At 39.5% G+C, this 25,757-nt stretch carries 26 protein-coding genes and 1 pseudogene; 13 read left to right on the top strand and 14 right to left on the bottom strand.

Features of this window, described 5'->3' with window-relative positions:
* Positions 1-10: 10 nt before the first annotated feature.
* The 3 genes from rlmD to cysM all read right to left on the bottom strand — a co-directional run bounded on the left by rlmD (position 11) and on the right by cysM (position 3,264).
* Positions 11-1,420 (bottom strand): 23S rRNA (uracil(1939)-C(5))-methyltransferase RlmD, encoded by a 1,410-nt coding sequence (gene rlmD / locus M5121_RS09240; protein ID WP_249571007.1) that lies wholly within the window; start codon positions 1,418-1,420, stop codon positions 11-13.
* Between the two features lie 9 nt (positions 1,421-1,429).
* The gene (locus M5121_RS09235; protein ID WP_249571006.1) at positions 1,430-2,251 is read right to left on the bottom strand and encodes a 3'-5' exonuclease; all 822 of its coding nucleotides are present in this window, start codon (positions 2,249-2,251) and stop codon (positions 1,430-1,432) included.
* An 89-nt stretch (positions 2,252-2,340) separates the two neighbouring features.
* Positions 2,341-3,264, bottom strand: a complete 924-nt coding sequence (cysM, locus tag M5121_RS09230; protein ID WP_087536591.1) for a cysteine synthase CysM — start codon at positions 3,262-3,264, stop codon at positions 2,341-2,343.
* 149 nt (positions 3,265-3,413) lie between these two features.
* Between cysM and M5121_RS09225 the strand changes: the two genes are divergently transcribed.
* From M5121_RS09225 to rsfS, 5 genes are all read left to right on the top strand, one after another.
* Complete coding sequence (locus tag M5121_RS09225; protein ID WP_249571005.1) at positions 3,414-6,224, top strand: GacS-like sensor histidine kinase; 2,811 nt, start codon at positions 3,414-3,416, stop codon at positions 6,222-6,224.
* A 76-nt stretch (positions 6,225-6,300) separates the two neighbouring features.
* Positions 6,301-7,089, top strand: a complete 789-nt coding sequence (locus M5121_RS09220) for a crotonase/enoyl-CoA hydratase family protein (protein WP_005164310.1) — start codon at positions 6,301-6,303, stop codon at positions 7,087-7,089.
* Positions 7,090-7,107: 18 nt separating this feature from the next.
* Positions 7,108-7,974, top strand: coding sequence for an NAD(P)-dependent oxidoreductase (locus M5121_RS09215; RefSeq protein ID WP_249571004.1), 867 nt, complete (start codon positions 7,108-7,110; stop codon positions 7,972-7,974).
* A 23-nt stretch (positions 7,975-7,997) separates the two neighbouring features.
* Positions 7,998-8,792 carry a hydroxypyruvate isomerase family protein gene (locus M5121_RS09210; protein ID WP_249571003.1) on the top strand — a complete coding sequence of 265 codons (795 nt, stop codon included), beginning with the start codon at positions 7,998-8,000 and terminating at the stop codon, positions 8,790-8,792.
* A gap of 81 nt (positions 8,793-8,873) precedes the next feature.
* The gene (gene rsfS, locus M5121_RS09205; protein ID WP_004664160.1) at positions 8,874-9,272 is read left to right on the top strand and encodes a ribosome silencing factor; all 399 of its coding nucleotides are present in this window, start codon (positions 8,874-8,876) and stop codon (positions 9,270-9,272) included.
* 40 nt (positions 9,273-9,312) lie between these two features.
* Here rsfS and M5121_RS09200 read toward each other — a convergent pair whose 3' ends face one another.
* Both M5121_RS09200 and M5121_RS09195 read right to left on the bottom strand, forming a co-directional pair.
* Positions 9,313-9,927 (bottom strand): hypothetical protein, encoded by a 615-nt coding sequence (locus M5121_RS09200; RefSeq protein WP_249571002.1) that lies wholly within the window; start codon positions 9,925-9,927, stop codon positions 9,313-9,315.
* Between the two features lie 12 nt (positions 9,928-9,939).
* Complete coding sequence (locus M5121_RS09195) at positions 9,940-11,262, bottom strand: ammonium transporter (RefSeq protein ID WP_249571001.1); 1,323 nt, start codon at positions 11,260-11,262, stop codon at positions 9,940-9,942.
* A gap of 262 nt (positions 11,263-11,524) precedes the next feature.
* On the opposite strand from M5121_RS09195, the gene M5121_RS09190 reads away from it, so the two are divergent.
* Complete coding sequence (locus M5121_RS09190; protein ID WP_249571000.1) at positions 11,525-12,346, top strand: SDR family NAD(P)-dependent oxidoreductase; 822 nt, start codon at positions 11,525-11,527, stop codon at positions 12,344-12,346.
* A 60-nt stretch (positions 12,347-12,406) separates the two neighbouring features.
* On the opposite strand, the gene M5121_RS09185 is transcribed toward M5121_RS09190, so the two are convergent.
* From M5121_RS09185 to soxR, 4 genes and pseudogenes are all read right to left on the bottom strand, one after another.
* Positions 12,407-13,861, bottom strand: a complete 1,455-nt coding sequence (locus M5121_RS09185) for an NAD(P)(+) transhydrogenase (Re/Si-specific) subunit beta (protein ID WP_249570999.1) — start codon at positions 13,859-13,861, stop codon at positions 12,407-12,409.
* 3 nt (positions 13,862-13,864) lie between these two features.
* Positions 13,865-14,188, bottom strand: coding sequence for a proton-translocating transhydrogenase family protein (locus M5121_RS09180; protein ID WP_004681730.1), 324 nt, complete (start codon positions 14,186-14,188; stop codon positions 13,865-13,867).
* An 11-nt stretch (positions 14,189-14,199) separates the two neighbouring features.
* A complete protein-coding gene (locus M5121_RS09175) occupies positions 14,200-15,327 on the bottom strand; it encodes a Re/Si-specific NAD(P)(+) transhydrogenase subunit alpha (RefSeq protein ID WP_087536582.1) in 1,128 nt (375 codons plus the stop codon).
* 697 nt (positions 15,328-16,024) lie between these two features.
* A pseudogene (soxR, locus tag M5121_RS09170) lies at positions 16,025-16,509 on the bottom strand (redox-sensitive transcriptional activator SoxR).
* 71 nt (positions 16,510-16,580) lie between these two features.
* Between soxR and M5121_RS09165 the strand changes: the two are divergent.
* Together M5121_RS09165 and M5121_RS09160 are read left to right on the top strand one after the other, a co-directional pair.
* On the top strand, positions 16,581-17,000 hold the full coding sequence (locus M5121_RS09165; protein ID WP_249570998.1) for a RidA family protein: 420 nt from the start codon (positions 16,581-16,583) through the stop codon (positions 16,998-17,000).
* 20 nt (positions 17,001-17,020) lie between these two features.
* Positions 17,021-18,220 carry an MFS transporter gene (locus tag M5121_RS09160; protein ID WP_249570997.1) on the top strand — a complete coding sequence of 400 codons (1,200 nt, stop codon included), beginning with the start codon at positions 17,021-17,023 and terminating at the stop codon, positions 18,218-18,220.
* 156 nt (positions 18,221-18,376) lie between these two features.
* On the opposite strand, the gene orn is transcribed toward M5121_RS09160, so the two are convergent.
* Complete coding sequence (gene orn / locus M5121_RS09155; protein WP_034601948.1) at positions 18,377-18,931, bottom strand: oligoribonuclease; 555 nt, start codon at positions 18,929-18,931, stop codon at positions 18,377-18,379.
* Positions 18,932-19,055: 124 nt separating this feature from the next.
* Here orn and rsgA point away from each other — a divergent pair, with 124 nt between their 5' ends.
* The 4 genes from rsgA to secB all read left to right on the top strand — a co-directional run bounded on the left by rsgA (position 19,056) and on the right by secB (position 21,383).
* Positions 19,056-20,114, top strand: coding sequence for a ribosome small subunit-dependent GTPase A (gene rsgA, locus M5121_RS09150; RefSeq protein WP_249570996.1), 1,059 nt, complete (start codon positions 19,056-19,058; stop codon positions 20,112-20,114).
* A 94-nt stretch (positions 20,115-20,208) separates the two neighbouring features.
* Positions 20,209-20,625, top strand: coding sequence for a rhodanese-like domain-containing protein (locus M5121_RS09145; RefSeq protein WP_005164290.1), 417 nt, complete (start codon positions 20,209-20,211; stop codon positions 20,623-20,625).
* Positions 20,626-20,636: 11 nt separating this feature from the next.
* Positions 20,637-20,897 carry a glutaredoxin 3 gene (grxC, locus tag M5121_RS09140; protein ID WP_087545584.1) on the top strand — a complete coding sequence of 87 codons (261 nt, stop codon included), beginning with the start codon at positions 20,637-20,639 and terminating at the stop codon, positions 20,895-20,897.
* Between the two features lie 27 nt (positions 20,898-20,924).
* Positions 20,925-21,383, top strand: a complete 459-nt coding sequence (gene secB, locus M5121_RS09135) for a protein-export chaperone SecB (RefSeq protein ID WP_005164288.1) — start codon at positions 20,925-20,927, stop codon at positions 21,381-21,383.
* A gap of 60 nt (positions 21,384-21,443) precedes the next feature.
* Here secB and M5121_RS09130 read toward each other — a convergent pair whose 3' ends face one another.
* The 4 genes from M5121_RS09130 to coaBC all read right to left on the bottom strand — a co-directional run bounded on the left by M5121_RS09130 (position 21,444) and on the right by coaBC (position 24,873).
* Positions 21,444-22,052, bottom strand: a complete 609-nt coding sequence (locus M5121_RS09130; protein ID WP_249570995.1) for an alpha-ketoglutarate-dependent dioxygenase AlkB family protein — start codon at positions 22,050-22,052, stop codon at positions 21,444-21,446.
* Entirely contained in the window at positions 22,039-22,881 is an 843-nt protein-coding gene (locus tag M5121_RS09125) for a bifunctional transcriptional activator/DNA repair enzyme AdaA (protein WP_249570994.1), read from the bottom strand. The genes M5121_RS09130 and M5121_RS09125 overlap by 14 nt, the downstream gene beginning before the upstream one ends.
* Before the next feature lie 203 nt (positions 22,882-23,084).
* A complete protein-coding gene (locus M5121_RS09120; RefSeq protein ID WP_087545579.1) occupies positions 23,085-23,462 on the bottom strand; it encodes a cytochrome b562 in 378 nt (125 codons plus the stop codon).
* Between the two features lie 154 nt (positions 23,463-23,616).
* Positions 23,617-24,873, bottom strand: coding sequence for a bifunctional phosphopantothenoylcysteine decarboxylase/phosphopantothenate--cysteine ligase CoaBC (gene coaBC / locus M5121_RS09115; RefSeq protein ID WP_004906522.1), 1,257 nt, complete (start codon positions 24,871-24,873; stop codon positions 23,617-23,619).
* Between the two features lie 110 nt (positions 24,874-24,983).
* Between coaBC and radC the strand changes: the two genes are divergently transcribed.
* Positions 24,984-25,697, top strand: coding sequence for a RadC family protein (radC, locus tag M5121_RS09110; protein WP_249570993.1), 714 nt, complete (start codon positions 24,984-24,986; stop codon positions 25,695-25,697).
* Positions 25,698-25,757 lie beyond the last annotated feature (60 nt).

The following is a 25,757-nucleotide window of genomic DNA, read 5'->3' as shown; positions in this document are numbered from 1 at the left end:
AACTCATTCTCTAATCGTTTATCTCTTGGGTCTTTTCAAATTGCTCAATTTTTTCAAACAAGGCAATTGATTCAACATGCTCAGTATGGGTAAACATGTCCATGACTGCTGCTTTTTTAAGTTGATAACCATATTGTGCCAGTACACCCGCATCCCTTGCCAGTGTTGATGGATTACATGAAACATAAACGATTCTTTTTGCTCCAAAATTAGGTACATATTGCATAACTTCAAACGCACCTGATCGAGGAGGATCAATTAATAATGCATCAAATCCCTGTTTTGCCCAAGAATGATGCGAAAAGTCTTTTGTTAAATCTTGTGAAAAGAACAATGCCTGAGACAATTGATTTGCTTTCGCATTTTCAGTTGCCCGTTGTACCATCTCATCACTTGCTTCAACACCAATGACCTGACCTGTCTCACCAACACAACGTGCTAAAGGTAAGGAAAAATTACCTAGTCCACAAAATAGGTCGAGCACTCTCTCCCCTTTCTGTAAATCTAGCAATTCACATGCCAAGTGAATCATCTTTGCATTTACACCACTATTCACCTGAGTAAAGTCTAAAGGTGAAAATGCAAATTTAACCGCAAACTCATCCAGACTATAGTGCAAACGCATCGGTGCTTGAGCATCATCAACACGATGTAAACTATCTGCGCCTTTAGGTTGCAAATACAACTGCCAATCCTTTAGTAACGCAAATTGACGTAATTGGTTGACATCCGACACATTTAATTCATCCAAGTGGCGAATCAATAATGCTGTCTCGGTATCACCCATTGCTAATTCTATATGACCAATGTGGGCTTTGCCTGTTAGACTTTCGAGTAGTTTTCTCAACTCTACTAAACTTTCGGACAAATGCTGATCAAGAACATGACACTGCTGAATCGGTGTTAAATGATTACTGTGATGCTCACGAAAGCCCATCACCAAACGATTTTGTTTAGCAATATAGCGAACGCCGACTCGAGCACGACGACGATAATCTATTTTTTCAGAGCGGATTGGATCTAACCATTGCTCTGGTTGTAAACCAGCAAAATGTTGTAAATGTGACTTTAATACATTCTGTTTTAATAAAATCTGTTCATCTGGATGAATATGTTGCAAGCTACAGCCACCACACACCCCAAAATGCGGACAAATTGGATCGACTCGTCCCACAGCCGCATCACTTTCTAGCTTAACCATATCCGCTTCTTCTAAACGAGAAGTTTGATTGCTAATCTTGGCTTGTACTGTTTCACCCACGAGCGCATAACGAATAAAAACCTTCTTGCCATGCTTTTCTTTTGGATGATCAGGATGCGTTCCATAATGCGCAATCCCTCGCCCCTCATGAGAAAAAGCTTCGATTTGAAAGGTATATGTTGGATATTGAGCTGGGCGCTGTTTCGCTTTATGTTTCAAAAGATCAACCTAATTTTTTGGCGCAAACGTATTTGCGGTAAATACAGTATATTGCGATGTTTGTTGCCATACCTGTAAGAATTCTGTTTGTTGCGTTTGAGTTTGTAAATAATCGATCGTGGTTTGAAGCCAATGCTGATGATCATGTTGATTAAGCTGCCCTTTGAGCAACAACCAACGTAAATAGATCAACCATGTATTTAAAACATCACCTTCACAATAACTGGTCAGTTTTAACCATTGTTCAGTAGTCACATACTCTGGCACATGATAACCAGTCTCACCACGTTTCCCAGGGAATCCTAAAAGGCAAGCAACATCATCAAGTTTTTGAAAATTTCGACCATTAAACATTGCCATCACATCCATCAAATCGACATGACGATGGTGATAACGGTTTTGATAGTTATTGAAACGCTTTTGGTTATCAATTTCACCCTGATCAAATAAACTTGACGCAGACAAACCATGATACATGGCGCGGAATAAAATCACAGGCAGATCAAATTGCGAGCCATTCCAACTGATTAGTGTCGGTTGCTTCTTATCAAAAATAGATAAAAATTTAGTCAACATTTCAGCTTCTGTATTTTGCTCCTGACTAAATGAAAAAAGTCGAATCCCTTTTTCATCAATCCACAAACCAGAAATACACACAATTTCATGCAAAGGTAGGCGTTGAAAATCCATACCAGATTCTTGACGGCGAATCTTCGTTAATGCCTGTTCAACATCGGCTTCAGGTAAATCAAGATGATAAAGATGAGCACCCGCCTTTAAATCGGTGAGTGTCTCAATATCAAAAACTAAAATTGGAAAACGTAAATTCATCTTGAAATCTCTTCAAATCCCTCCCAACCCACCTTTTATAAAGGAAGGTGTTCTCCCTCTTTTTAACAGAGAGGGATTAGGGGGAGATTTTAATCTTGAACTGAAAACAGCCCTGTTGACAAATAACGATCACCTCGGTCACAGATAATGCAGACAATCACAGCATCTGGGTGTTCTTCAGCGATCTTAATCGATGCCCAAACTGCACCACCAGAAGAAGTACCTGCACTAATACCTTCAGTACGTGCTAACTTACGCATGGTTTTTTCTGCTTCAATCTGTGGAATATCAATAATTCGATCCACACGACGACGATCAAAAATAGTTGGAAGATATTCTTCCGGCCAACGACGAATCCCTGCAATGCTCGAACCATCAGAGGGTTGTAAGCCCACAATTTGAATATCAGGGTTCTGTTCTTTTAAATACTTAGAGACCCCCATAATGGTTCCTGTCGTCCCCATCGAACTCACAAAGTGAGTAATTTTTCCGCCTGTTTGCTTCCAGATCTCAGGTCCAGTTGTGAGGTAATGCGCCTCAACATTATCTGGGTTACCAAACTGGTTCAGCACAAACCCCTTGCCATCAGCCTGCATTTGTAAAGCTAAATCGCGTGCGCCTTCCATACCTTGCTGTTTAGTCACTTCGATTAACTCAGCACCATAAGCCAACATTGCATCTTTACGTTCTTGGCTCATGTTGTTTGGCATGATCAGCTTCATTTTATAGCCACGCATGGCGGCAACCATGGCTAAAGCAATGCCAGTGTTACCGCTAGTGGCTTCAATTAAAGTATCACCAGGTTGAATTTGTCCACGTTTCTCTGCTTGAACAATCATGTTATAAGCAGGGCGATCTTTGACTGAGCCAGCAGGATTATTACCTTCTAATTTCGCTAATACGGTAGCTTGAGTATGACTTGCTAAACGTTGCAAACGCACTAAAGGGCTTTTACCGACATAATAATCTAGTAAAAATTCATCTGCTAAAAAATCAGTTTGCGTATTCGTCATGATCGACACCGATATTAAGGTGGCGACTATTGTATGAAAAAATAAGAAATACTGCACCTTTTCACTATGCTTTTTATTGGCCAGCCCGTACCTCTGTTTGCCACAAAGCATGCTAAAATGTTGCACAGAATGATAAATCTGACCGCACTATGTCAAATTTCAATAAAATCCTGTCAAAACGCTTACGGCTCAATCATGCTTATGGACAATTGATTGCACTTATTTTAGTGCCGATCGCCGTACTGACAGGTGTTGGAATTTTATGGGTTTTATCTGAAACCACCAGTGCAGCCAAACAACAACAGCATTCCGATGCTTCAGCGATCTTAGCTCGTTATCATCAAACCGCAGAAAAATTACTGCAACTGGTACAACAACACCCCGATCAATATGATCGCGCTCAAAACATTATGCAAAAAATGTTTGATGAGAAAAACTTACAACGCGCTGTCATTATTGATAATCAAGGGCAAACCTATCTCAGTATTGGTTATCAAAATAATCGTTTTTGGCCAACTTTTCCAAATAACAGTAATTTTTTTGGTCCAATCGCACATAAACACAACAGCATCTATGGTGCAAAATTGGCTGGTGGTCATAACGAATCAATTTGGCTCATGATTGAATTAGACAATCAGCCACTTGAGTTAGCTCGTTATAAAATTCTATTAGCCTTGGTTGTGACTGGACTAATTACCCTATTACTTTTATTACTTTGCTTAAACGTATTTTCAAGACGTTGGTTAGCTCCACTGTATGAAATACGAATGCAAATGCAACGCTTAAATGCAGATACATTAGATCAACATATTGTAGTAAACAGTACTGGTGAGTTACGCCTGCTCCAGCGTGATATTGCCAATGTAGTCAAACGTTTACATTTTAGTTTCTTGGAGTTGAAAGAGCATACTGAACAAACCGAAGAGGATTTACGTCGTACCTTAGACACACTCGAAGTTCAGAACATTACCTATCGTCAAGCACGTGACCAAGCGATTTCATCGAATCAATCTAAATCAGTCTTTTTAGCCAATATCAGCCATGAGCTAAGAACACCTCTCAACAGTATTGATGGCTTTATTCATTTATTGCTTCGTCAGCAGAACCTTAGCAATGAACAAAACCTATACCTACAGACTATTCGTAAATCATCTGCTCACCTATTGGCACTGATTAATGATGTACTTGATTTCTCTAAAATTGACGCAGGTAAATTAGAACTCGAAACTGCACCATTTGATTTGGAAGAAGCTATTTTTGATGTGATGGATATGCTTTCTCCGCTTGCAGCGCAAAAACATATCAACATGGCATTTTACTACGCTGAGAATATTCCACAGCATGTGGTTGGCGATGCCTTACGCTTTAAACAAATTCTGACCAACCTCATTTCCAATGCCATTAAGTTCACTCCAGATGGTGAAATCATTGTTCGTGTACGTATGGAAGATGATGATATTGGACAATGCCTATTACATTTCAGCGTTCAAGATAGTGGTATTGGTCTCAGTGGTACCGACCGTAAAAAACTATTTGAATCATTTTCTCAAGGTGATGCTTCCGTTACTCGTCAATTTGGAGGTACAGGATTAGGCTTAGCGATTTCCAAACAACTTGTTCATTTGATGCATGGTCAAATTGGCTTTGAAGACAACCAAGAACGTGCACCGACAGAAAAAGGTTCAACTTTTTGGTTTACGGCTTCATTTAAAGTAGATGAACAAGATGAATTTGTTGAGCATCCACATTTCGATCATTTAAAAGTAGTCTCTTACCTTGCCCATCCTGCCACAGCGAGTGTGCTTCGTTCATATTTAGAAAACTACCGTGTCTCACATATCGAAACACAATCAATTTTGGATTTATTTAGTCGTCTGAATCATTTAAATCAGCAAGAAAATACATGGCTCATCGTTGACCATAGTGGTGATACAGAAGCACTACTCAAAGAAATTCGTCAGCGTTACCAAGGAAATTTAGCCGTTTACGGTTATCAAATGAGCCTTGAGCCAAACATGCTGAATGAATATCGTGCGCGGCCGCTCTACCAACCGTTGAGTCGTCGTGAACTAGTTCAGTTATTGGGAAATCAACCTATCTTTGAGCCAGAACCAGAAAACTTTAATGGTCAAGGATTACATATACTTGCTGTAGACGATCATTTACCTAACTTGATTGTATTGGAAGCATTACTTGGTGAATTGAACGTCACCACTACAAAAGCGCTCAGTGGGCAGAAAGCGATTGATATCATTCAAGCACGTATACAACAAAAATTACCGCCATTTGACTTAGTCTTTATGGACATCCAAATGCCAGTGATGTCTGGAATTGATACAACACGAGCAATTCGTTCCTTAGAGTCAACTTTAGATACAGACATGCAACTTCCGATTATTGCACTCACGGCACATGCTCTAGCAGACGAAAAGCAAAAATTACTCAAAGTGGGTATGAATGATTACGTAACCAAACCGATTCAAATGGAACAAATCATTCAAATCTTAACGCACTGGACGAAAAACAATTTCTCTTCCCAACCAGCAAATACGGAACAAAAACGTTCGATTGAAACGATTGATCCTCAAATTTTGAATTGGCAACAAAGTGTTCAATTAGCAGCGAACAAAGAAGATCTAGCACAAGATCTATTGAATATGTTGGTAGACAGTTTCGATACTGAACTTGCTGAAATGCAACAATTGATTGAAATGGAAGACTTCCCTCAACTGGAACATGTATTACACCGTTTATATGGTGCTACTCGATACGTAGGAACACCGAATTTACAACAGGTTTCTGGCGAGTTTGAACAATTCGTTTCAACCCTACGTAAAGAACGACGTAAAGCAGATGACGGCTTTATTCGGGAAACAAATTATCGCTTTAATGAATTAAATACAGCCATCGAACAGGTGCGACAAGCCGCAAATCTCATCTTACATGCCCATGACATTTAATGTGACTGCGGTGTCATGTTTCAGGTTAAAGACTCATGTTATGCTGCCCCAATCAAACACAATAAGAGTATGGTAAATGGCACTTTTACGCGTTGAAAAGAACAATGGGATTGCAACTGTTTCCTTAAATCGACCAGATAAACGCAATGCAATGAGTTTTGCATTATTAAAAGAATTGGTTGCAACAGCTAAAAAAATTGAGAAAGATCGTTCAATTCGTTGTGTCATCCTCACGGGTGAAGCACAGGTATTTAGTGCTGGTATCGACTTATCAGATCTAAATAATCCAAAAAATACAGCATTTGCAGCATGGGAACTAATTAAGCCAGGACAAAGCTTATTTCAAAAAGCTTTTTTAATTTGGCAAAATTTGCCTATTCCAGTTATTGCAGCGATCGAAGGTTTTTGCTTTGGTGCAGGAATGCAGCTTGCACTCGCAGCGGATATTCGTATTGCGACTCCCACTACTAAAATGTCGATTATGGAAAGCCGTTGGGGCCTAGTACCTGACATGGGTTTAACCCGCTCATTAAAAGGGCTGATCGGCGTTGATCTAGCCAAAGAACTAACGCTGACTGCGCGTATCTTTGACGCAGAATACGCTAAAGAAATTGGTCTAGTGACACATTTAGATCAAGATCCATTAGCCAAAGCAAACGTGATCGCTCAAGAAATCTTACAGCGCTCGCCAGATGCAATTATGGCAGCAAAACGAGTATTGGATGCAATGGAACATCAACCTGAAAAGGCTTTACGTTTAGAAAAACTGTGGCAGCTTAAATTACTTTTAGGTAAAAACAGTAGCCTTGCACGTAAAAAAGATAAGAATCCAGAAATTCAATTCTTGCCGCGCCAATATAAATAAGCACGAGGATAAATTCACATGCATGCGAATCAACAAACACCTATCGCGTTCTTAGGTATGGGTTTAATGGGTACACGTATGGCTTCTCGACTTCTTCAAGTTGGTTATACTGTAGCGGTATGGAATCGAAGCCAACATGCATGTGAAGCACTTATTCAACAAGGTGCAACTCAGTTAGAATTAAACAAGATTGCGGAATATCCTGTTATTTTAATATGTTTAGCGGATGATCAAGCTGTTCAAAGCATTTTCGATCAAATCCGACCCTATTTAAAAGCAGAGCAAGTGATTGTTGATTTTTCTAGCTTGTCGGTAACCGCGACACAACAATTGGCACAATCTGCCCAACAGCAACAAGTGACTTGGATTGACTCGCCTGTTTCAGGTGGGACTATCGGGGCAGAACAAGGTACATTGGTCATTTTTGCTGGTGGCGATGAACACACCATCCAAGCACTCGAGCCTATTTATACAGTCTTATCACAACGTGTCACCCGTATGGGTGAAACAGGGACTGGACAAGCCACCAAAATTTGTAATCAATTAATTGTTGCAGCAAATAGCACGTTGATCGCTGAAGCTGTTGCATTAGCGAGCCAAGCAGGCGTAGATACCAGCTTACTTGCCCCTGCTCTCGCGGGCGGTTTTGCAGATTCTAAACCATTTCAAATTTTAGCTCCTCGTATGGCAACCCATACTTTCGAGCCTGTGCAATGGAAAGTGCAGACCTTATCTAAAGACCTTAATAATGCATTAAAACTTGCACATAGTTTTAACCTAAATATACCTGTTGCACAAAAAGCTCTGCTACAGTTACAAGCCCACCAAGAAAACGGCTTTGCTGATAATGATTTAGCGACTATTATTCAATATATAGAGCAATAATAATTGATTGAAGGAGATTGAATATGAGCCATCTTGCAGTCAATTTATCGATGATTTTTACGGAAGTCCCTTTGATTGAGCGTTTTGCTTTAGCCCATGCACATGGCTTCCAACATATCGAAATTCAGTTCCCATATGAATTAGAAATTTTTGATATTCAAACTCAGCTTGAACAATACGATCTTTCCCTTTGCCTCATTAATGTGCCTGCTGGCGATTTAATGCAGGGCGGTAATGGCCTAGCAGGTATTCCTGGAAAAGAAATTGAATTTCATCATGCCCTTATGCTTGCAATTCGTTATGCAAAGGCTCTGAATGTTCCTCGAGTCAATATTTTAGCGGGTAAACAGCCTCAAGATGCTGACCTCTTACCTTGTTTAAATACCTTAGCAAGCAATTTGAAACTTGCTTGCCACATGCTCACTGAACAAAGTATTGAACCCGTTTTTGAAATGATTAATGGCACAGATATGCCACGCTTTCTAGTTCAGAATATCGCTCAAGCCCAAGAAATGCTGGAAGTCGTCAACCATCCTGCTTTAAAAATGCAATATGATTGTTACCATATGGCAATGATGGGTGAAGAGATTTTGGCTGGATTACAGGAAAATTTACATCAAATTGGACATATCCAATTTGCCGATTATCCAAATCGACATGAACCTGACACAGGAAATATTCCCTATAAGCAAATTTTTGACTGGTTACGTCAAAGTGACTATCAAGGTTATATTGGTGCAGAATACCGACCAAAAATTCAATCAGATCAATCTTTTGCATGGAAAGAAAAGTACTTTTCCAATGACGTGAATACATAAACTGTTACTGCTGAAATTTGAATTTTATAGAGAAAAACGGTATATTTGACGATGAGCAATTGTCAGGAAAATATACCCTCTATGAATTTAGAACCATCGCCCAGCGCTTCTAATTCTCACGACCTAAAAATCAAAACAGCAAACAAAGATGTACATGCTTGTTTAAAAGTTGTACATGAAGCCCTTACTGATGTAAAAGCCAAAGATATTCTAGAACTTGATGTAAGTTCTATTAGCAATGTTGCCGATGCGATTGTAATTGCAAGCGGAACATCTACTCGTCACGTCAAAGCACTTGCTGACAATGTTGCTGATGAAGCACGTAAAGCAGGTTTTCGCCCAATTGGTGTTGAGGGTGAACGAGACGCTGAATGGATCCTAATTGATCTAGGGTTCGTTGTTGTACACGTTATGCTACCTACCGCCCGTAAGTTCTATGACTTAGAAAGTTTGTGGCGTGCACCAGAATCAGTAGCGTAATGCTCAAAAAAGCGACCCAAATTGGTCGCTTTTTTTATATTCATAGTAACTGTTTTAAATCAATTTCAGGATATTGTTGCTTCACTGTATTCTTAATCTGCGCATAGAGCTGATCAGCTTTATTTGGTCCATAAAAATCACAATAAATGGCATAAAAAATTGTAATCAGTTCAGCATAGAGTGTTTGAGGTATTTGCTTAAGACAATTTTTTTCTGAACCATCAATAAATCGATAAGCAGCCAATAAGCGATGCTTTTTCATTTTTATCCCCAATTCATCTACGAACTCTAAATAATCATTCCGATGAACTGACTTTAAAATTGTGATTATAAAATCATAAAAAGCTTGAAATAGATCTACAGGCTGCTCTTCTTCCGCAATCACCACCTCTAGATCCTCTTTAACCTCAAGATGTTGCTGCTTTTCAACAATCGATATTTCATGCAAGACCTGACGCAACATGTCTTTGCGGAGCAACTGCAACTCATGTGTTGTACAAATTTCACTTAAAAAACGGTTTAATACAAAAGAAGGCTGATGACCATATTCACTTTCCCAATAGTGTAAAACACGTTGCAACACGGTATCTGGCAAAAATTGGGATAATCCTTTTGTGACTGCCTGCTTCTTTTGTTCAATTGTCAGTTCCACCATAGCAATCACCCCTTAATGCCGATGAGTGATGTTTTCAGTCTCAAAAGTCACATCTCTTTGAAACTCAGGATAAGATAACTCCGCATGTTCAGTGTAGTCCAAACCACGTTGTTCATGTTGTTGTGAAACTCGCAAACCACCCAAGAGCTTATCGAGTAATTTAAACATAATAAAAGATGCACCAAATCCCCAAATCAATGCAGCCCCCACACCTAAGGCCTGAACAAGAATAATACCTAAATTAAATAGTGCTTTTTCAAAGAAAATACCTGCGGCTAATGTCCCCCATGCACCACAAACACCATGAACAGTCACAGCATCCACCACATCATCTAACTGCATCTTTTCTATAAATTGTGGAACAAAGGTAATTAAAAATCCAGCGATTGCCCCTGTGATAATGGCAAACGGCGGTGACATTGTGGCACATCCTGCCGTAATTGCGACTAGGCCCGCTAATGAAGCATTAATCGTATGACGCATCAAGACTGCTTTTGATTGAAGCAGTGCAAGAATCATATAAGTTGAAGCTGCCGCACACGCAGCAAGATGTGTATTCAATGCAATACGCCCAATACTAACACTGGCTGCAACGGTTGAAGCGGCATTAAAACCAAACCAAGCAAACCACAAAATAAAGCCTCCTAATGCAACGAGAGGTAAGTTATGCCCTGCTAAAAAATGGCTTTGCCCTTTGCGACCAAATCGACCCAAACGTGGTCCTAACACGATAATGCCTGCCAGTGCCACCCAACCACCAATTGAATGCACGACTGTTGAACCTGCAAAATCAATGAAACCCAGAGCTTTTAACCAACCATCTCCACCAAACAACCCTCCCCAAGCCCAACTTCCAAATATCGGATAAATCACACCACTGACAAAGATAGCACTCACCACATAGGCCACAAAATGTATTCGCTCCGCCATCGCACCACTTGCAATGGTGGTTGCTGTTGCTGCAAACATCATTTGGAAAAATAATAAATTCCAATGCCAGTCATCTAGTTGGTCTGGCATGAAATGGCTGAGGCCAATCCATCCTGTCTGGTTTAAACCAAACATCAAACCAAAACCAAATAGCCAGAAAATGATGCCGCCTATACAGGTGTCCATATAATTTTTCATAAGAACATTAACGGTATTCTTACTACGAACAGATCCACTTTCAATTAAAGCAAATCCTGCTTGCATAAAGAAAACTAAAATTCCACCAACAACCACCCACACGCTATCCAAGGAAAGGCGAATTTCTTGAATATTAGGTGCAGTTTCGGCAAAAGTAGCGGAAGAGAGAAACAACAGAAATGGCAAAATCAATACGACATTTTTCATATAATTCCCCTAAAAAGAACAAGAAATTAAATGCAAAGAGAATGCCAAAACAAACTTCATTTATTCAAAAAATTTATTGGTTTATATTTATCTATCATAAAAAAGCGATTTAACATTCTTATCGATGATTAAAGTTTTTTACTCAAAGTACAAAGATGAGCTATTGGTAATTTTAAAAAATTGACATGACAAATTGTCAAATTTAACCCACTATAACACCACCTTAGAACTCGGTTAATAAAAAGTATCACAGGAGTAACACATGAAGGTCTTGATTACAGGTGCAAATACAGGGATTGGCTTTGCTACAGCGGAACAATTGGTCAAACAAGGACAACATGTCATTCTTGCCTGCCGCAATCCTCAAAAAGCACAAGCTGCACAAGAAAAATTACGTAAACTTGATCAAGCACAAGTAGACTTAGTTTCACTTGATTTAAATAGTCTTGAACAAACCCGAAAAGCGGCAGATCAAATCGCTAATCAATATGGCAATCTAGATGTTTTAATCAACAATGCTGGCCTTTTTGCCAAAACCAAGCAACTCACTGCTGATGGATTTGAACAACAATTTGGGGTGAATTATCTCGGTCACTTTCTTTTGACGCAAAAACTACTCCCAGTATTAGAAAAAGCACCTAAAGCCAGAATCGTACATCTTGCTTCGATTGCACATTGGGCAGGTTCAATCAAACCTAATAAGTTCCGTGCAGAAGGTTTTTACAATCCGCTGTTTTATTATGGGCAGTCTAAGTTAGCGAATCTTTTATTCAGCAATGCACTGGCTGAACAAATGGCAAACAGTACAATTACCAATAATGCTTTACATCCAGGCGGTGTTGCATCAGATATCTATAGAGAACTCCCTAAACCAGTATATGAAGTTATGAAAATCGGTTTAGTACCCACCTCGGTTCCTGCAAAGTTAATTACAGATATGGCTATTGCAGATCATTGGGCAAATCGTAATGGTGAATATGTCAGTGCACATATGCCAGATTGGAAATCACCACATGCTAAAAACCAACAGCTTGCGCGCGACCTTTATACTCAATCTATGGATCTTGTAAAAAAATATCTTTAATTAAATCGAAAATAAAAAAGCCACCCAAAGGTGGCTTTTACAATCCTGATTGAGGTCAGATTAGTGACCACCACCATTGATTGCTTTCGTCATATCTTCCACAACTTTCTTGGCATCACCGAAGATCATCATGGTCTTGTCGTTATAGAACAAGTCATTGTCTAAGCCAGCATAACCTGTTGCCATAGAACGCTTGATCACCATAATGGTACGTGCTTTATGCGCTTCAAGAATCGGCATACCATAGATTGGTGAGCTTGGATCATCTTTCGCTGCTGGGTTAACAACGTCATTCGCACCGATAACCAGTACCACGTCTGTTGCTGGGAAGTCAGAGTTGATCTCATCCATTTCCAGGATGTCTTCATACGGTACATCAGCTTCTGCAAGCAATACGTTCATGTGACCTGGCATACGACCTGCCACTGGGTGAATCGCAAAGCGAACTGTTACACCTTGCTCTTTCAACAAGTTTGCCAATTCTTTTACCGCATTCTGTGCACGACCTTGTGCCATACCATAACCAGGTACAATCACCACGCTGTCTGCATTTGACATCAAGAAGCCAGCATCATCAGCAGAACCAGAACGGTAGTTACGTTGCACTTGCGCACCCGCTGCTGCCGTTGGTGCAGCTACACCGCCCATCGCACCACCAAACAAGACGTTGATGATTGAACGGTTCATCGCCTTACACATGATGTAAGAAAGAATTGCACCAGAAGAACCTACAAGTGAACCCGCAACGATCAACATATTGTTTTCAAGTGTGAAACCAATACCTGCTGCAGCCCAACCAGAGAATGAGTTCAAAAGTGATACCACAACTGGCATATCACCACCACCGACTGGCGCAATCCACACCCAGCCAAATGCAAGTGCAAGTGCTGTCATTGCCCAGAATGCAGTCATGTTACCCGTAGTGAAAAAGTAGAAACCACATGCAAGCATCGCAATAAAAATGATTGCTTGAACTGGTTTAACCCATGCACCAGAAATTGTTTTTGCCCATTTTTTTGCAGCTAATTTACCGTAAGCAAATACAGACGCAGTAAATGTAATCGCACCAACGAAACAGCCAACAAACAATTCAAATAAATGAACTGGACTCATATGTGCGTGCTGAACACCAGCAGCAGTTAAAGCAGCTTCATTTTGTTCAAATAATACATTGAGTTGGTTGTTGTGTAGAATCGCAGCAATCGCAATTAATACTGCAGCCAAACCGACGAGAGAGTGCATCAATGCAACCGTCTCAGGCATTTGCGTCATTGGAACTGTTCTCGCACGCGCGATACCAACAACAGCACCAAGTACCATCGCACCAACGATCATCCAAACAACTGGATGTTCTGCAACAAAGAATGTTGTAACTACAGCAATCGCCATTGCGATCATACCGTAACGGTTACCTGCAATTGCAGTTTTAGGACCTGACAAACCACGCAAAGTTAAGATAAAAAGGACGGCACCAATCAGGTAGAACCAATCCGCATAGTCTCGAATAAATTCCATCTATTAGCCCTCTTTTTTCTTTTGCTTCGGCTTGAACATTTCAAGCATACGAGCAGTTACAGCGAAGCCACCAAAAATGTTGATACTTGCCAAGAACACAGCAATTGCACCCAAGATGCTCACAACGTTTACGCTTTGGAAAGCTACATTTGCTTCAACACCAATCACAGGCATACCCACGGTTTGGATCATTGCCCCAACGATAATGATTGAAGACAATGCGTTCGTTACCGCCATAAGTGGTGTATGTAACGCAGGTGTTACTCCCCAAACTACGTAGTAACCTACGAAGATGGCAAGGACGAAAATTGTAATCGTTTCAACCATGAGAACTCTCCTTAACCGCGCTTGAGCAGTACTTGACCGCCATGAGTCACGAGTAACGCTTTTTGGATTTCATCTTCTTGATTGATCGCAAAGTTTTTGTCTTTGTCGAATAATGTTTCAAGGAAGTTGAAAACGTTACGTGCATACAATGCAGATGCTTCTGTTGCAACTGTGCCTGGAATATTTGGGATACCCAAAATTTTCACGCCATTTTCAGTAACAACAGTTTCGCCTTCTTTAGAACCTTCAACGTTACCACCCGTTTCAACTGCCATATCTAAAATGACAGAACCCGGTTTCATCTTGGCAACAGTTTCAGCTTTGATCAGGCGCGGAGCATTACGACCCGGAATCAATGCTGTCGTGATTACGATGTCAGCATTTGATACAGCTTTATCTACAATCGCAGCTTGATCTTTGATGTATTGCTCACCCGGCTGCCAACCATAACCGCTTTTCGCAGCTTCAGCAGCACGTTGTTTTTCTTCGTCTGACATTGGTACGTCTAACCATTTACCACCTAAAGACTCAACTTGTTCTTTAGCCGTTGGACGTAAGTCAGTTGCTTCTACAACTGCACCTAAACGTTTTGCAGTCGCAATCGCTTGAAGACCAGCAACACCAACACCCATGATCACAACACGCGCAGGTTTTACGGTACCCGCAGCAGTCATTAACATTGGGAACATACGTTGATATTCAGCCGCAGCTAACAATACAGATTTATAACCCGCTAAGTTTGCTTGAGAAGAAAGTACGTCCATGTTTTGTGCGCGTGAAAGCGTACGAGGAAGTAACTCTAAAGCAAAAGCAGACACTTGCTGAGTAGCAAACTGGTCTAATTCTGGATTGCGGTAAGGGTCAAACATAGCTATTACAGTTGTATTTGCCGCAAGTTTTTGAATTTCGTCACCTTTAGGGGCACGTACCTTCAAAATAATTTGGCTGCCTGTATAAGCATCGTCCGTAATAGTTGCGCCAACTTGTTCATAAGCACTGTCAATATAGGCTGCTTTAACACCAGCACCACGTTGAATGACAATGCTATGACCTGCGTTAATCAACTTCTTAACTGTTTCTGGTGTTGCCGCTACACGACTTTCACCTGCAACAGTTTCGGTTGGGATTCCGATCTGCATGAGCGTTCCTCAAGCTAGTTTTTCTTAAGTAAACATCGCGAGTAGCAATGTTTCCCCCAGGAGTATTCTTTGTTGAATTTTGGATTCTAATGGAACTTTTTTAAAATTCCACCCAATATTTATTTAATAAATACCTATATTTTGAACTGATGATTCAGATTAATGCTTACAACTTATATAATCAGCATGTTTGCCTACTTATAAGTAAAAACACTTTATCTTTATATACTATATAGGTAAATCTGATTATTTAAACAAACTCACCAGCTCACTATCTTTTTCAGTCATCAACAACAGATAAAAAAGTAAGGTATAAATAATAAATCAGGGCTTTGTTGCATCAATGACTTATAATCAATACAAATTACTTATCTGGTTTAGATATTGAACGTATTGTGATTTATAAATCATCCGAATCTGCATCATAATCATGCAATTAATCGGTGGGATTGGCTTCTTAGAACATTTATAGCGTTTTTAGAGCGACTTCGATCAAATTTTTACAGATAAAATCATCGATTAGTAAAGACTAAGCAAATCATTCAAAATGATTCAAAGATGTGAATAGAGATCAATCAAGATAATTATCAAAAATAAATGTAAAAATTTTAAATGGCATTTTTTCAAGTGATATTTGTATGATTTTATCTAGTAAAACCTCAAAAAATGCACAAAATTAGTGCAATAAAATCATCTTTTAAAATTCTGACTCATTTTTTTGATTCATTAAAAATAAAATTTCTTGAAAATGTGCACCCATTGCCTCCTCTGCCAGACAATCTTCAGGATTTCGCAAAAGATATTGCTCCAAAGACAAACAACCACAACCGATACATTGATCCAATTGTTGGCCTAACTGCAACAACATCATGATTTGCTGATCCAATTGCCCTTGCCACTCTTGTGACATAATTTGCCAATCTTTTTCGTAGCCACTTGTTGCTTTGGTAAGATACTCAGCGTTTGTTTTATTTGTTTTAAACTGATCCCAACCTGTTGAGCTGCTTTTATAATTGCAATTCGCCTAAGCATCGCACGCTGATACCTACGCTGATCCCCCTCCGTTCTAGTACCCCAAATCAGATTTTTTTCTTCATAAAAACGAATCGTTGAAACACTTACGCCGCTACGTTTTGCAAGTTCTCCGATGCTAAGCCATGTTTCTGGGGAATATTGTTTCAAAATTTCCTTGATCTCTAGTTAACTTGAACTTTGATACTAGCAGATATCATATTTTATAAAGATGTACCGTAATGAATAAAATAAATACTCAAGCCTTTCAAATAATTAGTCCTGAAACGCTCTATCATCCTAAAAGCAATGGATATAGTCATATTGCTGTTGTGAAACCGAATATGCGAATTATTCATCTCGCGAGGCAAGGTGGAGAAAATAAAAATGATGAACTTTCACCTTTTTTTGACCAACAGGTACAACAAGTCTTTTATAATATTCAACAGGCTTTAGCCTCAATTCAAGCAACACTTTCAGATATTGCCGTGTTACGTGTTCTGATTGTTGATCATGACACTCAGAAACATCAGCTGGCGATTAAAACAATAGTGGATCTTTGGAAAACTTATGAATTCCCTGTTTGTACACTTATTCCAGTCACAGGCTTAGCATTACCAGAAATGCAAATTGAAATCGAAGCGACTGCGTATACTGCCTAAGAACCAGAGAGGAGAATATTATGTCAAACACCCAAAATATGAGTCAAAATAAAACCTTACTCTGGTTTATGGCAGCAGCATGTGGTTTATGCGCAGGTGCAAACTATTATAGCCAACCCTTAATTCACTCCATTCAGCAATTTTTTGCAGTGACAGAGGGGCAAGCTGCTCTGACTGTAACTTTTGCTCAAGTTTCTTATGCGCTCGGTTTGCTCTTTATTGTTCCAATGGGCGATGTCGTTAATAAGACCAAATTTATTCCGCTCTTAATGGCATTATGTGCGGTAGGCCTATTTATTTGTGCTTTCTCTGTGAATCTACCAATGCTTTGGATTGGTACAATTCTAGTTGGACTATTTTCTGTCGCTGCTCAAGTGTTAATTCCACTCGCAACCATGACTGTTGAACCAGAAAAAACAGGTGAAGTTGTTGGCTTTCTCATGAGTGGTTTATTGGTTGGTATTTTACTTTCCACAAGTCTTGCAGGGCTGTTTTCAAATTTGTTTCATTGGAAAGTCATTTATGTCGTGAGTGGTATTTTAATGTTGATTTTGGCTTATGCACTCAAAAGTCGACTTCCATATGTTATGCGAATCAAATTGGATTACAGACAAATTTTTGTCTCTATGGCTGAATTATTAAAACAAGAAAAACGTTTGCTATTACGTGCATTGACAGGTGCTTTTGCATTTGCGGCAGTCAGTATTTTGTACTCAACGATTGCTTTATTGCTCACAGCAGCACATCATCTTCCTGACCTTGTGATTGGAATGGTTAGCCTTGTCGGTATTTTCGGCGCATTATCAACTCAACATATAGGTCGTTACGCTGACCAAGGTTATACCAAACAATTAACTTGGATCGGTTGTGGCTTGTTCATCCTCAGTTGGATTTGTTTCTATTTTGGACAAACTTTTCTATTCAGCTACATTCTTGGATTTGCCGTTATCCAATTGGCTTTAGCACTTGTCCATACCAGTAATCAAAGTATTATTTTCCGTTTAAGACCTGATGCAAAATCTCGAATTAATGCCATATATATGACGGCGTATTTTACAGGCGGTGCTTGTGGCTCTGCACTTGGGATTTTTTCATGGAATCATGGTGGTTGGACAATGACGTGCATCGCTGGAATAAGTCTTGTTTTTGCCTGTATACTTTTTAGTTTATTGGATAATTACTTAATTTATAAAAATGAAAATACTGCAAATAATTGCTAGGCTTAAAACTAAAATCACTTATCAATCAGTGCATCCTAACAATATCTTTGAACATCAAAAATTCACCCCAAAACAATCAGCTTAATGCTCATTATTTTGGGGTTACCATTTTATTAGCCAATATCACAGCTAACTACTTTTGAGAATCAATGACTTTTAATGATTCATAATAAAAAAGTATTCACGGTAATATTTTAATTCAGCAATCGAATCACGAATATCGTCCATCGCCAAATGTGAGGCATTTTTCTTTAAACCACTCATAATTTCAGGTCTCCAACGTTTCGCTAACTCTTTCACAGAAGACACATCTAAATTACGGTAATGGAAAAATTGTTCCAACTCTGGCATTAAACGATGCAAGAAACGGCGATCTTGGCAAATCGAATTACCACACATCGGTGAAGATTTTGGATTGACCCATTTCTTTAAGAACTCAAGTGTTTGCTGCTCTACATCTTGTGCATTCAACTTGCTGCGACGTACGCGTTCGATCAAACCAGATTGACCATGTTGCTTGGTATTCCACTCATCCATTGCATTCAAAATGAGATCTGATTGATGGACAGCTAAAACAGGCCCTTCAGCTAAAATATTAAGGTTGTCATCTGTAATAATTGTTGCAATTTCAATAATCTTGTCGTTATCCGTATCAAGACCTGTCATTTCAAGGTCAATCCAAATTAATCGTGTATCTGGGGTGCTGCTCATAAATAGCGATTCTAAAGGGCTTAAAAACATCAATAGTAGCAAATTAATTACATCTTGGCTGTAATTCTATAGTGGCTTCATGCTATTTTTGCGGTCTTCAAAGTGTGGATTTTTTGGGACATGAATGGCTTTAATTCGTAAGCGTCGTTTAACTGAACAACAACAGCGTCGTATTGAGAAACAACACAAATCCCGTCAAGACGACATTGATACATCGCAAGATTTAGATGGACTGGTTGTTCAGCATTATGGTCGTCAACTCGAAGTGCAAGCCTTATCGGTTCCAGAACAACATCCTGAAAAACCACAAATTGCCGAAGGCGAACCAGAGCCATTCTGGAAACCAATCGAGTTAGATAGTATCTGGCGCTGTCATACTCGTACTAATCTAGAACTATTGGTTACAGGTGATCGAGTCAAGTGGCAAGCAGACCCAAATACGGGCTTGGGTATTATTACTGCGATTTATCCAAGACAATCATTGCTCACTCGACCAGATCGTTATCATAAAGTTAAACCGGTTGCGGCAAATATTAGTCTGATTGTGATTGTATTTGCGCCGTTACCAGAACCCGCTCCAACATTGATTGACCGTTATCTGGTGGCCTGTGCCGATGCCAACATTCCTGCGTTATTGGTACTCAACAAATCAGATTTACTGACTGACCATGATCCTATTCTCACGATGCTCAGTGAGTATGAAACTTTGGGTTATGAAACCCTTATTTGTCATTCTCGTGGTGATCTATCTGAGTTGTCTACACGTTTGGATAATGAGACGGTGGCTTTCGTTGGGCAGTCTGGTGTCGGTAAAAGCTCGCTCATCAATACCATCGTTCCAAATGCTGCACAGAAAACCAATGTGATTTCCGAAAATTCAGCACTTGGTCAGCACACTACGACCTCAACGCGTTTGATTAAATTTGGAACAAACGGTGCGTTAATTGATTCTCCTGGAATTCGCGAATTTGGGCTATGGCATCTCAGTTTAGAAAAGGTGCGTACAGGTTTTCCCGACATCGAAGCCCATTTAGGGCTGTGTCAGTTCCGTAACTGCACCCATACACATGAGAAAAATTGTGCCCTAAAACAAGCGGTTGACGCAGGTGAAATTTTACCGCGTCGTTTAGACAGTTACCTACGCCTCATTGATGAGATTCAAGAAGCGCAGCAAAAAAGTTAGTTTTCTTCAAGTTTTGCCCTTGAACTAACATTTTTGATCACCATACAGATAAGTTATACTCAGGGTCAATTTTGATTTTAACTTTAGGTGACTTGTGGAACGCTGGTTAGAGTTTATGGGGAATCACCCCTTCTTGTTTGGTGCGCTCGGCGTGTTAATTGTGTTGTTCTTTATTTTAGAAGGACAACGCAATGGCCGTAAAATTTCACCACAATCACTCGGTATTTTGGTCAAGGCAAAAAATGCCATGTTGATCGACTTACGTGATGCGAAAGATTTCCGTGATGGTCACATCAGCGGTAGCCGTAACATTCCATATAGCCAAATCACAAGTCATGTAGATGAATTAAAAGCAAGTGATCGTCCATTGGTATTTATCTGTAACTTAGGTCAAGTTGCGGGTGCAGCATTGCAAAAAGTTGCGCATGCAGATAGCTATCGTCTAGATGGTGGTATCAGCAACTGGAAAGCTCAAGGCTTACCCTTAGTTAAAAGTAAAACCAAAGCTTAAGGAGCAATAAGATGACAACTCCAAACGTCACAATTTATTCAACGCTGTCTTGCCCATACTGTGTACGTGCAAAACAATTACTTGAGCGTAAAGGCGTTGCTTATAAAGAAATTAATCTTTCCAACGAAGCCCCTGAAGTTCGTATTGAGTTAATGCAACGTACCAATCATCGTACTGTGCCTCAAATTTTTATTAAAGATCAATTTATCGGTGGTTTTGATCAACTTTATGCTTTAGAGCGTGAAGGTAAACTCGACCAATTATTAGCTTAACAACACTCCAAGATTTAAGGAAAAACAATGAGCGAAGAACAAGTTCAACCACAACTCGCGTTAGAACGTATTTATACAAAAGACATTTCTTTTGAGGTTCCTGGTGCGCAAGTATTTACTAAACAATGGCAGCCAGAACTCAATATCAATTTATCTTCTTCAGCAGAAAAAATTGATCCAACACACTATGAAGTGTCTTTAAAAGTTGTGGTTCAAGCCACCAATGAAGGTGAGACCGCATTCATTGTTGATGTAACTCAATCAGGTATTTTCCTTATTGATGGTGTAGAAGAAGATCGCCTTCCTTACATCTTAGGTGCATATTGCCCAAATATTCTATTCCCATTCTTACGTGAGTCTGTAAATGACTTAGTCACTAAGGGTAGCTTCCCACAATTGTTACTTACACCAATTAACTTTGATGCTGAGTTCGAAGCAAACATGCAACGTTTACAAGCGGATGCTGATGCACAAGGTCAAGCATAATTACGCTGATCATAGTATTAAAAAAGGACTGATTTTCAGTCCTTTTTTATTGTCAAATAATCAATCAACAATTGTTCTAAAGGTCAAATTAACTCTAGGTGTGGTCACTTTCTTGGTGGGTGGTAAACGATGTAGCCAGTAGCTTTGTGTTGTATCTTTCATGACCAACAAACTGCCATGCTCTAAGTACAACTCGATTTTTTCCTTACTATGTTTATGTTTAAATGCAAATCTTCTTTCTGCCCCAAAACTGAGTGAAGCGATTGCACCATCTCTCTTAAGATCTGTTTCATCATCACTATGCCAAGCCATGCCTTCTTCACCTGTGTGATAAAGATTGAGCAGGCATGAGTTAAATAATTCACCTGTTAAGCTTTCAACAAATACCTTTAATTCGAGTAATTCTTTTGTCCAAGGCAATGCGTATTTATGGATATTTGAATAAGTATATTCAAATGCCTGATCACCATACCAAGCCACTTTTCTTTTGGTAATGATTTTTCGCCCAAAAATGATTGCTTGATCATTTTCCCATGCAATGTTTTGCAGCAATTTATCAAGATAATCATCGGCAGACAAATGGGGAACGACTTTACCGTAGTACTGTACCGTACCATCATAAGGCAGCCAGTTATGTTCTGAGTCAGCTTCAATATCAAATAGTTGCATGACTATGAATACCCTCCCAAGCAATCATTGCCGTTTTCCTCACTTGCCCCCATTCATATCCGCCGAATGCACCTGTCGATTGAATCACACGATGGCATGGAATCAGAAAAGCTATCGGATTACTACCAATTGCGGTACCCACTGCACGTGCGGCTTTAGGATGATCAATCGATTTTGCAAGCTCTCCATAAGTCGTGAGTTGACCCATTGGAATTTTGAGTAAAGATTGCCAAACCTTCAACTGAAACGCGGTCCCTTTTAAATGTAATTTAATCTTGGCCAATTGACCGTGATCTGTCTGAAACAGGGCTAAAGCACTTTGTTGAAGTGAATCTGATTGAGCAATAAACATTGCTTTAGGAAATTGTGCTTTTAAATGCTGTAAAGCCTCTGTTGGGTTTTTTACAAATGTTAAAGCACAAATCCCCTTAGATGTTGAAGCAACTAAAACCTCACCGAATAATGTTTCTGCAAATTGATAAGAAATTGTTAAAGCTTCACCACCATTTTTATATTCAACAGGCGTCATTCCTTCAATCTGAAGGAAAAGATCATGTAATCGACTGGTACTCGATAAACCTGTGGCAAAAGTCGCATCAAAGATACTGCCCTGTTGCTGCTTCAGAATCTGTTTTGCATATTCAATGCTGGTATATTGTAAAAATTTCTTAGGGCTCGTCCCCACCCATTCCGTAAATAGACGCTGAAAATGTGCTGGGCTCAAATGAATATGAGCTGCCACCTCTTCAAGTTGTGGCTGCTGCTGAAAATTTTGTTGAATATAAGCAATTGCTTGAGCAACTTTTTGATAATGTTGTTGTGAGGACATAGACCACCTCTCATCATTCACATTTTCACTGTATCAATGTTAAAATGCAGTGAAAATCTGAATCATGCTAAGTTTAAGTTTTTGTTTATCCTTCTCTCTGTACAAATAAAAAACTGCGCTCATTCAAGCACAGCTTTTAAAAGATAGAACATAAAATACTTTAGCTGATTACAAGGGATGACTCACCAATCATCTCGATGAGATTAGTGTGTATAGTATTTATGTCCCTGATCACGTAACTCGGCAATTTTTTTGCCCTGTTTTTTTGCTTCATCTAATTTACCTGCTTGAACAAGTACTTTAGCCTTATCAATCTCAACAATAATTTGATCAAATAAAGCTGTTGAGGTCGGTACTTTGTCCGTTGTATTTACCGCTAATTTATATTGTTTTGAATGCGTTGCTGCATTACGCATATTATTTAAAGCAGTTGTCGCTGCTTGTGGATTTTTAGCTTGGTTAAACGCCTTATAGTTTTTACCTAAAGCTTCCATATCATCATGTAAACCCGCAGCCATAACGGTGCTGCTAAGGGCAAGAGAAGAAAACATAATCACGGTGGCTAAAGTTTTTTTAATCATCAAGATATCCTATCGAAAACTGTGGCTGTAGATGGCTGATCAGAAGCAAAACTTATTGAACTCTGATTTGGCCGCATATATTGCGGCGCTGTTTTAGCATACATAAAAAATGCAACGATTTCGTTGCATTTTAATAAAAGTAAAACTGTTTTATTTACGACTTCTGTAGTAAAGCATCATGTATTGCTTCTACCAACTGTTGCGAAATCTCTTGCTTTGACGCTTTCTCTAACTCACGCTTTTCCATATGGTATGACTGAGCAAAAAATACTGTCATTGCATTTTCATCAGAAGCGAAACCAATATCAGGTCGAGATACATCATTACATGCGATCATGTCTAGTTTTTTAGCAACCAATTTACCTGCAGCATATTCTTCAACATTTTGGGTCTCAGCAGCAAAGCCCACCATAAATGGACGCTGTTGTTGCTGTGCAATGGTCGCTACGATATCTGGATTCTTAACCAATGAAACTGCAAGTTCATCTCCAGACTTTTTAATTTTATGTTCCGCAACTTCAGCAACTCGATAATCAGCAACAGCGGCAGTTGCAATAAAAATATCACAACCTTCTTTGAGCTGATTCATACTAACATCAAGCATTTGCATAGCAGATTTCACATTAATTCTATCAACACCATTTGGTGTATCTAAACTGACAGGACCTGCAACTAAAGTGACTTTTGCACCAGCCGCATAACATGCTGCTGCCAAAGAAAAACCCATTTTTCCTGTACTGTGATTAGAAATATAACGCACAGGATCAATTGCTTCGCGCGTTGGTCCAGCTGTAATCGTGACACGCTTGCCAGCGAGTAAACCAAATTTCTCAGCAATTGCACGCTGCGCTTTATGAAAATAAGCGGCTACTTGTTTGGCTAAATCTTCAGGTTCAGGCATACGACCTAGACCAACATCCCCACAAGCTTGTTCACCAGCATCAGGCATAATGACATGCACACCATCTTCAACCAAAGTTTGTAGATTGCGTTGCGTTGCTTTTGCTGCCCACATTTGCTGGTTCATAGCAGGTGCAACCCAAACAGGTGCTTTCGTCGCTAAATATAATGTACTGAGCAGATCATCTGCCAAACCATTGGCAAATTTCGCAATCGTGTCACAACTTGCTGGAGCGACTAACACTAAATCAGCCCATCGCGCCAACTCGATGTGTCCCATACCTGCTTCTGCTTCAGGGTTGAGTAGCTCAGTATGTACAGGATTCCCTGACAAGGCTTGAAATGTTAAAGGTGTGATAAATGCTTGTGCGCCATGTGTCATGACCACGCGGACATCGAAACCAAAATCTTTTAAACGGCGTACTAAAATGGCACTTTTATAGGCAGCAATACCACCCGTAACCGCTAATATAATGTTTTTATGTGGAATTACACTTAGATCGAAGCTCACAAACAGTGTACCTTTCTGTTGCAGTGGCGCTCACAATATCATTAAATATCGCCATACCCAAGTGATGCACTTGGAAAAATTATCATCATAAAAAAATTATGTGAATAAAAATGAATCAATCTATAAAACAATCCATTAAAGCATGGCCAGAACAAGAACGACCAAGAGAACGTTTACTCTCGCAAGGACCTCAAAGTTTATCGGATGCGGAACTACTAGCGATTTTTCTCCGCTCTGGCTCTAAACAACACTCAGCTGTTGAACTTTCTCGTATCCTGATTCAGCATTTTGGAGGATTGAACCCAATTTTTGATGCTTCGTTAGAAGACTTGTCCCAATTTAATGGCATCGCGTCAACCAAATATGCGCAACTCATGGCAGTCAAAGAATTAGGACGACGTTATTTGAATAACTATTTTCATCAACAACGACTATGTTTAGATACATCAACACTGGTATTGGATTATTTGCGCTACGAACTGCAAGGTGAAAAGCAGGAAGTTTTTGCTGTACTTTGTTTAGATGCTGAACTCAGAAAGCTCCATTTCAAAAAACTATTCTATGGTTCACATCATTCATGTAGCGTTTCGCTGAATCAAACCTTACGTTATGCCTTACAACAACAGGCTTGCCAAATCGTGGTTGCACATAATCATCCTTATGGTATTGCTCAACCTTCACCAGAAGATATTTATCTGACTCAGCAACTCAAACAAGCTTGTAAACTATTGGAAATTAATCTGATTGATCATTTTATTATTTCAGCAGAAGATCATTTTTCATTTTCTGAACAACAACTCCTCAACCCCACTAAAATCAAGTAATCTCATCTTGACAAAGCCCAAATCTAACCCGAACATCAACACATAAAATTAATGATTCAA

It is taken from the genome of Acinetobacter sp. ANC5681 (assembly GCF_023488045.1).
Classification (GTDB): Bacteria; Pseudomonadota; Gammaproteobacteria; order Pseudomonadales; family Moraxellaceae; genus Acinetobacter.
Note: the sequence above shows the minus strand (reverse complement) of the source record. Positions and strands in the feature narration are given on the sequence as shown.